The sequence below is a fragment of the Kitasatospora sp. MAP5-34 genome (genome assembly GCF_029894335.1).
Classification (GTDB): domain Bacteria; phylum Actinomycetota; class Actinomycetes; order Streptomycetales; family Streptomycetaceae; genus Kitasatospora.
This window is the reverse complement of the sequence record NZ_JARXZC010000053.1, coordinates 1-12,745: the sequence shown is the minus strand read 5'-3', so window position 1 is coordinate 12,745 and position 12,745 is coordinate 1. Positions and strand designations below refer to the sequence as shown.

The 12,745-nt window shown below is 62.9% G+C and carries 6 protein-coding genes; 1 reads left to right on the top strand and 5 read right to left on the bottom strand.

The annotated features are described in order from the left end of the window. The first annotated feature begins 291 nt into the window (after positions 1–291). A complete protein-coding gene (gene alaS, locus P3T29_RS29815) occupies positions 292–2,946 on the top strand; it encodes an alanine--tRNA ligase (RefSeq protein WP_280719797.1) in 2,655 nt (884 codons plus the stop codon). A gap of 79 nt (positions 2,947–3,025) precedes the next feature. On the opposite strand, the gene P3T29_RS29810 is transcribed toward alaS, so the two are convergent. The 5 genes from P3T29_RS29810 to P3T29_RS29790 form a co-directional block, all read right to left on the bottom strand. After that, positions 3,026–3,490 carry a GNAT family N-acetyltransferase gene (locus P3T29_RS29810; protein WP_280719796.1) on the bottom strand — a complete coding sequence of 155 codons (465 nt, stop codon included), beginning with the start codon at positions 3,488–3,490 and terminating at the stop codon, positions 3,026–3,028. A gap of 215 nt (positions 3,491–3,705) precedes the next feature. Beyond that, positions 3,706–7,320 carry a helicase-related protein gene (locus P3T29_RS29805; RefSeq protein ID WP_280719795.1) on the bottom strand — a complete coding sequence of 1,205 codons (3,615 nt, stop codon included), beginning with the start codon at positions 7,318–7,320 and terminating at the stop codon, positions 3,706–3,708. Then, positions 7,313–10,267 carry a DUF1156 domain-containing protein gene (locus tag P3T29_RS29800; protein ID WP_280719794.1) on the bottom strand — a complete coding sequence of 985 codons (2,955 nt, stop codon included), beginning with the start codon at positions 10,265–10,267 and terminating at the stop codon, positions 7,313–7,315. The genes P3T29_RS29805 and P3T29_RS29800 overlap by 8 nt, the downstream gene beginning before the upstream one ends. Before the next feature lie 191 nt (positions 10,268–10,458). After that, the gene (locus tag P3T29_RS29795) at positions 10,459–10,872 is read right to left on the bottom strand and encodes a hypothetical protein (protein ID WP_280719793.1); all 414 of its coding nucleotides are present in this window, start codon (positions 10,870–10,872) and stop codon (positions 10,459–10,461) included. Continuing rightward, a partial coding sequence (locus P3T29_RS29790) for a hypothetical protein (protein ID WP_280719792.1) occupies positions 10,869–12,745 on the bottom strand: 1,877 nt, incomplete at its 5' end. The genes P3T29_RS29790 and P3T29_RS29795, both read right to left, overlap by 4 nt.

Sequence of the window (12,745 nt, the reverse complement as noted above, 5' to 3'; positions counted from 1 at the left end):
ACGTGACCGCCGCACTGCTCGTTCTGGTGGGCATGTCGCGGCAAGACGAAGAACTCAAGCGATCTTGACGCGGGACCCGCTATGTTGGTTGTGCGGCTACAGCACACCGTTCTGTCAGTGCTGGCTGTACCGCCTGTGAGCAACGGATCTGGAGTCATGGTCTACACCGTGGGGGCGCGAGCTATCTGCGTCGAGCTGGAGAACTGAGAACTTCTCAGTCCCTGTTCTCGGCCCGGCTCGGCGTGTGATCTCCTCCCACCCTCCACGACTCTTCCGTGAGGCCATACCGCCATGCGCTCGACGCAGATCCGCTCCACCTTCCTGGACTACTTCGCCTCCCGCGGGCACCGCGAGGTCCCATCCAGTCCGCTGATCCCCTCCGACCCCACGCTGCTGCTGACCAATGCCGGCATGAACCAGTTCAAGCCCTACTTCCTGGGCGAGGTCACCCCGGAGTACCCGCGCGCCACCAGCATCCAGAAGTGCGCCCGCACCTCCGACATCGACAACGTCGGCCGCACCAACCGGCACGCCACCTTCTTCGAGATGCTCGGCAACTTCTCCTTCGGCGACTACTTCAAAACCGACGCCATCGCCTTCGCCTGGGAACTCCTCACCCAGGGCTACAACTTGGAGAAGGACCGGCTCTGGGTCACCGTCTACCAGGACGACGACGAGGCCGAACAGCTCTGGCGCAAGATCGGCGTCCCCGCCGAACGCATTCAACGCCTGGGCCTGGATGACAACTTCTGGTCCATGGGCGTCCCCGGCCCCTGCGGCCCCTCCTCCGAGCTCCACTACGACCGAGGCCCCGCCTTCGGCCCCGAAGGCGGCCCCGCCGTCGACGGCGAGCGCTTCATGGAGCTCTGGAACCTCGTCTTCATGCAGTCCCAACGCGGCGAGGGCGACAAGAAAGGCAACTTCCCGATCCTCGGCGACCTCACCCAGCAGAGCATCGACACCGGCCTTGGCCTCGACCGCCTCGCCACGATCCTCCAGGGCGTCGAAAACGTCTGCAGCACCGACCTGCTCCTGCCCACCCTCAAGACCGTCCAAGAACTCGCCAGCCGCGACTACCCCGGCACCGGCGAGGAGAAGGTCTCCTTCCAGGTCGTCACCGAACACGCCCGCTCCATCGCCTTCCTCATCGCCGACGGCGTCCTGCCCGCCAAGGACGGACGCGGCTACATCCTGCGCCGCCTCATGCGCCGCGCGATCCGCCACGCCCGCCTGCTCGGCATCGACCAGGACGTCCTCGCACCGACCACCAGCAGCGTGATCGCCAACCTCAGCGACGTCTGGACCGAACTCTCCGACCAAGCCGCCCTCATCGAACAGGTCGTCACCGCCGAGGAGGAGTCCTTCACACGCACCCTCGCCCAGGGCACCCGGCTGCTGAACACCGCGATCACCCGCACCCGCGAGAGCCACTCCACCGCGCTGCCCGGCGAGACCGCCTTCGAACTCGCCGACACCTTCGGCTTCCTCCTGGAACTGACCGTCGAGGCAGCCCACGACGCCGGACTGACAGTCGACGAAGACCGCTTCGCCACCCTGCTGGACGAACAGAAGAAGCGCGCCAAGACCGGCGGCAAGGCCAAGACCACCCAAGCCCTACGCAAGCAGGACACCTACCGCGAACTGTCCGCCCACCTGCCCCGCACCGACTTCCTCGGCTACGACCACCTCACCGCCGAGGTCACCGTCCTGGGCCTGATCCTCGACGGCACCGTCACCACCACCGCCTCCGCAGGCACCGACGTCGAACTCGTCCTCGACCGCTCCCCGTTCTACGCCGAGGCCGGCGGCCAGATCGGCGACACCGGCACCCTGGGCACCACCGACGGAACCCTGCTACGGATCACCGACACCCGCTACGGCCTGGAAGGCCTCCGCATCCACAGCGCCCGCGTGCTCGAAGGCGAAATCCGCACCGGAACGAGCGGCGAAGCCATCGTCGACGCCGACCGCCGCAAGGGCCTCATGCGCTCCCACTCGGCCACCCACATCCTGCACGCCGTCGTCCGCGCCACCCTCGGCGACCACGCCCGCCAACAGGGATCCCTCGTCGAACCCGACCGGCTCCGCTTCGACTTCGCCCACTTCTCCGCCCTCACCCCCGACCAACTCGCCGAGATCGAAGCCGCCGTCAACGCCCACGTACTCGACGACCCCGCCGTCCGGGCCTGGCACGCCGACCGCGTCGAAGCCGAAGCCGCCGGCGCCATCGCCCTGTTCGGCGAGAAGTACGGCGACACGGTACGCATCGTCGACATCGGCGACTTCTCCCGCGAACTGTGCGGCGGAACCCACGTCGGCCACGGCTCCCAGGTCGGCGCCTTCCGCCTGCTCAGCGACTCCTCGGTCGGCTCCAACCACCGCCGCATCGAAGCCCTCACCGGCCACGGCACCCTCCGCCACCACGACACCGAACGCCGCCTACTCGAAGAGCTCTCCAGCCTCCTCGACACCCGCCCCAAGGACGCCCCCGAGGCCCTGCACAAGCGCCTCGACGCCCTGGCCACCACCCAGCGCGAGCTCGCCCGCCTGCGCGAGGCAGACCTACAGGCCCAGGCCGGGCAACTCGCCTCGGGCTCCCGCCAGGTACCCGGCGGCCGGATCGTCTCGCAACGGGTCACGGGACTGGGAGCGGACGACCTCCGCACCCTCGCCACCGGCGCAGCCGACCGCCTCCGCAACGACCGCGCCGTGGTCGTCCTCGGGACCGAACACGACGGCAAAGCCCTGCTCGTCGCCGCCATCACGCCCAGCCTCCTCAGCGACGGAGCCGAAGCCAGCCAGATCCTCGCCGCCGCCGCCCGCGCCGTAGGCGGCGGCACAGGCGGCAAGGGACCAGTCGCCAACGCCGGAGGCCGCCGCGTCGAAGCCCTCGACGAGGCCCTCAGCATCGCCGTCCAGGACGCGACCCGCGCCCTCAACCAGTAGACGCCCAGGTGCATGAGCATGCTGTGGGCAGCGGCCCCAGGCGGAGCCGCTGCCCGCAGCATGCCTCCCGCCACCACGATCAGCGCGCCAACAGGTCTTTCATCAGGACGACGCTGTCGTAGTTGGTGACGTCCCACCGCCACGTGCCCACCGGCACGTAGCCACGCCGGCGGTACCAACCGACCAGCTTGGTCGCCTCGGACGACGTGTCGATCACCACCTGTCCGGAACCCAACTGGGCAATCCGCTCCTCCGCGAGCGTCAGCAGCCGCTGCCCCAACCCGGTGCCCCGCTGCGACAGCTCCACAGCCAGCTGCCAGAACGACCCCGCGCCCGCCGGGGCCGGGTACCCCTCCGGGGCCGCGAAAGGAGCCGCCACCGTCACCGTCGCCACCATCGCGCTCCCCCGGAACGCCACCCAGCACTCACCCCTGCCAAGGCGGTAGGCCGTGTCCTGCGCGGACTGGTGCGAAGCAAAGAACACCCGCCCAGCGGCGGCGTGATCGGCGTATGCGCGATGCAGCAAGCAGGTCAGCTCCTCCACCGAGTCCCCCTCAGCGAAGCGCCGCACGGCACCGAGGCCAGAGGGGCAGTCTCGGGCTGCCGGATCAGTTGATCGAAGAGTCACAGCAACAGTGTCGGCCGAACGCTGACCTACGGCCTTCTGGGCGATCGATGGCTTGGCCAGAACCTCAGTGATAACTCAGCGTGGACCACTCAAGTCGTTGCGATGAGCAACTCCGACGCGGCCCGAACCCCTCACCGCGAGAGGAGGACGGCTCGGATAGACGTCATCAATTCGCCAAAAAGAATCCCCAGATGACGACGCTGCTCGTCCCATGCCTCTGAAGAGATAGGTTCGAACTGGGTGCTGAGACGGGCCGGAGTAAGGCTCGCGAGCGGCACGTTCAGCTTCACGCGGGTTGCCTCCAGGTAGCCCCACATCGAGGTCCTTTCTGTGGTCAGGGCATACCAGATTGTCAGAGGATCGACGCTAGCACCTCCGTCATAGCGCGTGGCCGCACAGCCAGCAGCCAATGCCTCATGCATCAAGGCGACGAATTTCGCTCGGATTCCCTCTAGCGCTTGCTGCCTCCGAGTGGTGGCGAGAGCCTCTTCGTAGGACCTTTGTTCTGATGCAGCATTGATTCTGATGGTATTGGCAGTCTCTTCAGCCTCGCCACGTGCGGCCGCAGCACCCAGACCGTCAACGTCTTTCAGCCCCAGCACCAGAGTGGGCGGAGTGCGGTCAGCACGCACTGCAACACTTGGCCAGGCCCCGTCGCCGGTGATGATCAGCGCGCTGTCGTCGGGAAGACTGGTTCCGGCCCTACGGGCGAGCACTTCGCTCAGGGCCGGATGACCATACGTCGCCAGTGCCGTCCAGCTCTCTCCATCACGTGACGTCCGTGAGGGGTCAGATGTGACTGGCCGACCGGCCGCATCGAGCACTGCACCGAACCGCTCAAAGAGCACCTCGCGCAGGTCTTCCAATGCGACGGGGGAAGGGGCGTGCGCGGGTAGCGGCATTGCATCCTCGGATCCGAAGCTGACACCTTCCTGCCGGACCACGTCGATCTGATTAACCAGCTCGCGGATGGCTTGTTGTTGAGCCGATACCCTCTCGCTCCTGGGTGCTTTGAAGATCGTCTGGAACGCGTGCTCGGTCGCGCCGAGAATAGGCTGGAGCTGACCAAGTAGCTGACGAAAGTTGTCGATTCGACCGGAAAGTGCCGCGTAAACGTCTTGCTCAACAGTGTTGGGAATAAAATAGCTTCGGATGTGTACAACGTCACGCGCCTGACCGAGGCGATCGACTCGTCCGATACGCTGCTCTACACGCATCGGGTTCCACGGCATGTCGTAGTTGATCAGAAAGCTGCACGCCTGGAGGTTGAGACCCTCACTGGCCGCATCATTGGCCAACAGGACGGTCACGCGGCCGGATCGCACAGCGTCAACCAAGTCACGCTTGGAGATGTCGACCCAGCCCTCGTGTTCACGGAAGACCTGTCCACCCTGCCCTGTAAACGTCGCCAACTGTGATCGATAGGCGCCGACCAACCGGTCCCGGAGGCTGAGAAGCGTATCAGTGTACTGGGTGAAGACAATGGCTGAATGTCCCCGCCCACGGGCAGAGTCCAGATCAGAGCGCAATCGGTCAAACTTCGAATCCGGGACATTCTTCATCCGGTCGATGTACCCTCGGATGTCCTCTATTTCGGTCGACGTCAGCGGTAGCGCCTGAGCGTCACTGACTTGATGCCCCTCTCCAGTCTCCAGCCCGCTATCTGGACCAGTGTCACCCCATGCCTCCTCGAATTCTTCCGCCGCCTGGTCGTCGTCGAGCGCTAGCGCCTCCCGGTTGAGTCGTTTCGTCAAGGTCATCTGGATCGCAGCCCAGGACGAGGTTAGGCGACGGCGATATACGGTGAGGACAAAGCCTGCACCACGCCTGCTTCCATGAGCAGACATGAGCCGGTCGATGAGGTCGTCGAGCTCATTGTAGAGTTCCTGTTCCTCGGGGGTGAAGGGGATGACGACGGGCTGAGTATCCCGATCAGCCAGGTTCTCCGTAAGGAGGCCACGATCCCGGTAGAGCTTCAACGTCTCACGGCTATGACGAGTAACGAACTGACCGACAGGGCTGAGCAGAGAAAGCCACTCCCGCAAGGCAGCGCGTCCGCTGAGCGTCAGCTCCTGAGCGATTTCCTCTCCAGGCAAGTCTCCTGTGCCGAACTTCTCGATTCGGGCTGCCGCTACCGGACCAATTTGATCTCGGATACCCTGCAGGACCGCCTCCTCAGCAGCGGTACGCGGCAGCCGAGGCGTATCACGCAGGGTATTGTCCAACCACGCCCAAGCCGTTCTGCGGTCGTTGGGACCATCGCCCCTGCCGACTTCTCGGAAGTACCTCTCGAAGGCATGTGGACTGGCCAGAGGGCCCTGTAGGCCTACGTGGATAAGTAGGTCGCGCAGCTCGATTGGGGAAACCTGCATTGGCGTCGCAGTCAGTAACCAGAGTGCTTTGGCTGCTCCGCGTTGTGTGATGCGATCCAGCAGTTCCAGGAGGCGACCGGGGCGATATTCGTCCTCATCAATGTGCGTACGGCGAGCATGGTGTGCCTCATCCACAATCACGAGGTCGTACGGGCCGGCCGCAAGGAGACGCTCCTGTTCGACCGGACGACGTGCCAGATGACTCGAGGCGATCAGTACTGGCTCGGACTCCCACGGGTTCACCCCGGGGACGACACTGCGCACGTCATCAGGGTGAGCACCGTAGATCTTGCCACCCTCAAGACGGGGAACCCACAGCCCGAACTTTTCGAACAGCTCGTCCTGCCACTGGCGACACACATTCGCGGGCGCCAGAATCAGGGCCCGTCGAACTCGCTTGGAAAGCAAGAGCCTACGCAATGACATGCCGGCCGAGATTGTCTTGCCGAGACCGACCTCGTCCGCGAGCAGCCAGGAGCGAGGGTAGAGACCGGCAAGCCGTTCAACTACCTGCTGCTGGTGGGGGAACAGCGTCAGTCCCGTCGTTGCCACTGGAAGAGCCTCTGCTCCCACGAGGGCGGGTGCCACCTGCAGGTAGCGGGCGACAACAGCATCGTCACCCATCGGCTCTGGCTCTTCCGGATCCCTTTCTCCAGGCATCACGTCCGGCGCCATGCTCAACAGGCGCTCTGAGGCGGCATCTGGGAGCGCGTACACCTTGAAGCCGACCATCCGGCCAGCCCAATGCTCCTCGAACTTCAATGCCCAGTGACTGAAGTACGTGGCTCCCTCGGTCCATGAGGGATAGACAGAGAACGACTCGAAGTTACGTGTCCACGCCTGGGCTGACTCATTGACCGACCCTTGGAAGGCGACGCCGTTGCCAGCCACGTCGCGAAGGACACCGATCTTCTCGTGGAAGTAGGGATCCATGTTGCCACCGACGATAGGTGTCCCGTCATTGTCAACTGGAATCGCAATTCGTACTTCGAGGCGCCCCATCTTCGCCATCCAGGCAAGCACCTCGAGGCGACGTCGATCCACTTCGGACTCAGTGACCAGCGCATCCGCGAGCTTCTTGGCAAATGCCGGGCCGATCCCGGCCAGGCCCAGGAGTGCATCTCGGTCCTCAGACCTGACTTCGGCGCCACACAGAAGGCGCACACGTCCGCCACCGTTGATGAAGCGGGACAGGCCACGCGCGGCGACACTAAGCGAGGAGGAGCGGAAATACCCAACCGAGCGGTCATAATGCACTGATCGCGACAGTGCCGGAATGTAGAAAACCTCCAACACGCGGTCGCTGGAGTCATATCCTGGCTTAAGGTCCAATCCTCTCAACCCAGGCGTCGTCATACCCTTGCCCTCAGACATCGAAGCCAAAGGTCTGCTGCTCATGCTGGACGATAGGCTCCACCTCGTCGGCAGGCGGCTCAATGTGATCGAACAGCGCCGCTCGGAGGCTGTCCAGAACCCGCGCCTCAGGGCGGGCGAAAGCACCCTTGTCCTTTACCCGTGGAATCGCGTGCAGTGCGGCACGAACGACCTCTGCAAAGGTGCTGTCGTCTGCGAGACCAGTGCGGTTCAACCAAGCTTTTGCCGCACCGAGACCATCCGAGTCGTAGAGAGACATCAGAGCGTGCAGCCGATCAAGCCAGGTCTCGTAATCCGTGGCGTCCGGGTCAAGCGCTCCAGCTGTGACTCGTTGCGCCGGCGTAAGCAAGGTAACGCTGCCGCTTGATGCCTTGACCACCTTGTGCCGCTTGGCGAGATCGTCGAGCTCTAGATGGGTCGCAATGGAGAGCTTGCGGGCCTCGTCATACGGAAACTCGGCAGCCGCGAAGTCGCTCCATGCGAGCAAGTACCAGTCGGTGATCCTGTCGAAGTCGATGTCTCGGCCGCCAAGCAGCTCCCGCTTCTTTAGCGAAGCGACCTTCTCACGCGCGAGGTCGAGGGCGGCATCGGGTCGCAGGACCTCAGGGTTGCCGTCGTTGTCGAGCTCGCCAGTAAAGACGGGCCACCGGTCAGACAGCACTGACAGTACGGGACCATAAGTGGCGATGGTCAGGTCCACGCCTGTCATTCCTTGTGAGGCGAAACGGGTAGCTGCCTCTTCTGCGGCTCGCTCGACGTCGCGCCGGATGTCGGACCAGTAGGCTGGCTCGCTGCCAGCTCGCTTGCGGCAAGCCAGGAAAATCGTTGACGCAGCTGAATTCTTCTTCGCTTGGTGGAGCGAATGCTCGCTCTCGGTCTGTACAGGCCAGGAGGCATCGATTGAAAATCCCGCATCGAGAAGGGCTGCACCTAGCGTGTCCCAGGCGTCAATGCGCTTGTGCGTGAACATTACAGTAAGGATGCCAGAAGACTTCAGAACGCGGTGGGCCTCACGGAAGGACTGTTTGAGTAGATCTTCATAGCGCTCGTCAGCAAGCTGCGCTGCACTCTTGGCGCCACTCTTCTTTAGGCTGCCGCGCTTAGCTGCAGCGGCAACATCCTTGAAGAGGGCTTGATTCGCTACCGCTTCTGAATGCTTGTCGGTCGTAACGAGGTCAGTAAACTGTGGCCACACATCCCGCAGCGACCGCTTGAGCCAGGCATAAAAATAGTCTGAGATCTCCGCATACATGACATTGTCATAGTATGGAGGGTCGGTTACCACGGCATCAACAGATGCATCCGGAAGTGGCAAGGACGTGGCCGATCCTCGAATGATCCGGGCTTGAGCGCGGCGCTCCCGTTGATCGTCTAGGGTCGCACCTTGCACCGCTAGCTTGCACATCCCGGAGTAAACGCGCTCCAGCTGCTTGATCGACCAAGGTAGCAGTGAGTGGGCGCCATCAAATTCCGCGAAGGCCCATTTGAAATTAAAGTTGTGCTTATCAAACGTGTTGCGGACCTTGAGCCGCGTCGCATCCCAACTGCACTGGCGCCCGTTGTAATCACATGCCCTATCTAGCGCCAGTGCCAGATACAGCCCTAGAGCAGCGCCTGTTTCTTCTCCAAGTTCGCGACGCGCCTCACCGACGAGATTGTTGAGCTCCTCGAGAGCGGTTACGTTGGTAAGCAGCTGGCGCCGAGAAAAGAAGTCAGACCACTGACTCATCCCGTACATGCGGTGTCCGCGATCATAGTTCGATACGCTATCAATTGCGTCGTTCGGGACCAGGTCGGCGATCTCCCAGCCGGGCAGTCGCCGCTCCAGCTCTCGATCGGCGGCATTGACTGCCTCTAGATCACCCGGCGTTGGAGCGCGAAACTGTCGACCCCTCACGCTATCCCGAGCGATGGAGACCGCCAGCAGCATCTGTCCCAGTCGGCCCTCTGACGCCATCTCTCGGATATAGTCGCCCGAGAATGTTTCATCCGTCCAAATGCTGGTGGCCCCGCCGCGTTTGTATGTGGATCGGTCCCCCCATTGCTTTGCCTCTTCGCCTTCGGCAATGGCTAGCTCATAGCTTCCAGCCTGCTTGTCTACGTCAAGCTTGATCGCAATACTTCGACCCGAGTTGCCTCGTGCAAGCCAGAAGTCTGGACAAAGTGGCGTCGGCCGTCCTGTCGTTGGACAGGGGACCGTGTGTGCCCAAATGAAAGCTGGACGTTCGTCCGCATGCTGGATTGGAAAGAATTCCTCCAGGCGCTTGCGCACTCTATCGCACCAACGCCCGCCCCACGTCCTGATAAGCCCAACGAATTCTGGCCCCTGCTCGGCAGGCAATACCACAGTTCCCTGCAAGATTGCCGTAGCAACAGGATTCAATTCATTCGCAATGGTGTCGAATCCGTATCGAGATGATTCGAATGGGATTGATCCGCCGCCGGAGAATGGGTCGAGAACTACCAGATTTCCATTATTGTTGGCATCCTCGCCGGTCCGCAGAGCGGAAAGTCTTTTGATTCGCTCAATTGTCTTAGTGTCGGGGCTGGACGTGAAAGCGCGATCGTATCCGTAAGCATTGCCTTCGGTCTTAGTTCCTCGAGCCTTGGCTGCTTGGATCGCATTCCAGCCGGCAACTGCATCTCCATGAATGCCGAGAGATCGGATATACCAGCTGTGATATTCGGGTTCTCCGCCGGGAAATTCTGCGGCGAGCTCCTTCAGTACGCGAGCTGCCTCCGGATCCCGAGATGTCTCTTCCTCCGAGGGCCAAGCCGGAAGGACGGACGCAACGATAGCCGCGCGGCTGGCGATGAGAGGCCGCCGCGCCCACCATACGTGGAGGGCGAAAGAGGGAGGAAGTGCGGTGAATGTCGAGCGCTCACGAATGCTCTCGATTCCGATCGGCGCTACCGGCAACCACTGCTCGATCAGGCTCCGGTTCACCGGGCGTCCTCCATTTGATCCTGTGAATTGATATTGATTGCTTTAGGATTAGTGATGCACATTTCCTGCCGGATGACTCGCCGCACGTCTAGGCAGGATCTGTTGATCGCGCTCAAGGTATCCCGTTGCTGATTCGGGCTGGCCTATAGAACGGGGTGCATTCCTCAGTGGCCCGCACCTACGCAGCAAAATCACCGCCGCTTTCCGCCATCTAGGAGGATGCGCAGCGCCTTGAGGCCATGGCGGTGCTGCACCTGAGCGTGCCAGTACGCCGCCTCCTCTCGGCTCATTCCTGCTACACCCTCGGCGATATCCACGATGCGATCGGTCCGGCGGAGCGGTTTTACCGCGCGCAGCAGTAGTTCGGCGTGAGCCCCGAGCATCGGGTCGAGTTCAAGCGGCTTGCGCGAAGTCCACTCCCGGCCACGAAAACCGGCGGCACGTAGCACGTCCTGGAGCGGTGCAGCGATGTGCGTCGCGCGGCCGCCGTTGACGTGGATGGTGCGGTGGCCGCCGTCAAGATCGTCTGCGTCGACATCCACGGCGACGATGCGTCCATCCTCATCGCGGGTAATTAGACAGGTGTACTGCTCGGCTCGACTCATTCGTCACTCTCAGTGTGCATTGAGATTCTGCACTTGGTTGGACCAGTGTCTCGCGCAGCCTGAGCGAAGCGTTCCACTGCGTCCCCAGACAAGGGGAGCGGCACCGCGAAAACGGCAGTTACCGCTGCCTTGAGGACTGACTCGCGAGGTCCGAGCAACTGCTTGAGGGCCTCTCGGAGTGGAGCGTAGTCTCCAGGAGCGCCCAAATAGGAGACCTTGGCCGTGTGCTGCGGTCCGTCGCCGAGAGTGACAATTACATCCACGTCGTAGGTCAGATCCGCGCCCAAAGTCGCTGCGGGCACGATGGAGTGGAGGCGTAGCAGCTCCGGGCCGCCTCCAGCTCCCAGGTGATCGATCTCGATCTTCAGCTTCCGGAGACTTTCGCGCTGCAAATCCGCCGCTGCGCCACGAGCCTGAGCGAAGGCGCTCCCGGCCGCGCCGGTTCCGTTGAACACAGAGGGTTTGGCTGGCTGCAGGCCGAGCTGGGTGCCGCCTCCCGGAGTGCCGTTGAGGGCTTCGTCCGGGCATCCGCGTCCGGGATGGACGGTGTCGCAAAGAGGGCACGCCTGTTCGGCTGGCGATGGAGCGGAACCGGGCGGGTGCAAGAGGACGTCAGCCGCTAGGCGGATGCTTGCTCCGGGGCGCTCCTTGGTTGCCCAGCCATCGTGGCCACGGTCTGGGTCCTGGTACTCCCATACTCCGTTGCGGACGCCGGCACTGATCAGGGAGACAAGCTGGGCCCGGTCGAAGACCATCTTGAGATCTGGGCGCCTGGCGAATGCCCTGACTAGTTCCTCGGTTGGTTGCGGCCGGTTCATCAGATCGCCAAGCTTGCTTTTCACATGAGCTGGGTCGATTGCCTTGTCCCCGGCGCGGAGCGTCTTCTCCATCGCAGCAAGCCGACTCAGGATTGCATCAGTCTGGTTGGGCCATACCGAAGAGGTCGTGACCTGATCCAGTTGCACTGCTTCGAGACCCTGGGGCATGGGCACGTACAGGACGTTCACGTGGTTGCAGACAGCGACCCGAGCAATGAGCGCCGATTCCTTGGCCTTGTCCTTGAGCTCGGCACGCTTTTCAGGAGTCAGGGCGCCAAGCGTATCGGAACTCGTGGAGAGCTCTTCGAGTGCGAGGTGTGTCTTCACGGCGCGGACCATCGCATCATGCGAGCCCGATGATGGCGCCAGTACCACCAACCGATTCCGGTACTCGCGGACTCCGCCTGACGGAGTCCGCTCCCACAGTTCCTGGATCTTGGAAGGAATGGCGCCGTGAGGGAGCACGCCGCGTGGGTCACCGAAGTCGTCCCAGTGCATGACCACGAGCCAGGCGTCCTCGGCATTGTCCGGAACCTTGGCATCGTCCCAGTGTCGGCGCACCTTGAGCGTGCTGTCGCGGAACTGGTCTGTGAGGATCTTCGTCGCCTTGGTGCGCGCCTTAGTAACGCTTATCTCACTCTCGGCCTCCTGGATCAGTTTCACCAAGGATGCCTCGGTCGAGAATCGGTAGCCGCGCACATCGGCGTGCAGATACCAGCAGGCGGTCTCGAGACCATCGAGAGCCTTCTGAAGCAAGTTCGGGTCGTCTCCAGGGACGAGCGACGCGCCGAACAGCTCGGGTGGCTGGACGCCCGGCACGTCACGCGTGAGGGAGTAAAGGTAGACCGCGGTGGCCAGGCGGCGCCCATATGGCGAGCCCATTCGATCATCGACCCGCTCCGCATGCGACAGTTCCGCGCCTACTTGTGATGCGATGTCAGCACGGATCACTGGCTCAAACTGAACCGCTGCGGGTTTGACCGAGACTCCTTCTCTTGGAAGGATCGAGTCCGTTATGAGGAAGCCATACCCCACTGAGGTCCGGGAGCGGGCGG

What these genes read in the sequence shown, in the direction of transcription:
- alaS (WP_280719797.1), top strand. Translation starts at nt 292, where the DNA reads ATGCGCTCGACGCAGATCCGCTCCACCTTCCTGGACTACTTCGCCTCC.
- P3T29_RS29805 (WP_280719795.1), bottom strand. Translation starts at nt 7,320, where the DNA reads ATGTCTGAGGGCAAGGGTATGACGACGCCTGGGTTGAGAGGATTGGAC.
- P3T29_RS29795 (WP_280719793.1), bottom strand. Translation starts at nt 10,872, where the DNA reads ATGAGTCGAGCCGAGCAGTACACCTGTCTAATTACCCGCGATGAGGAT.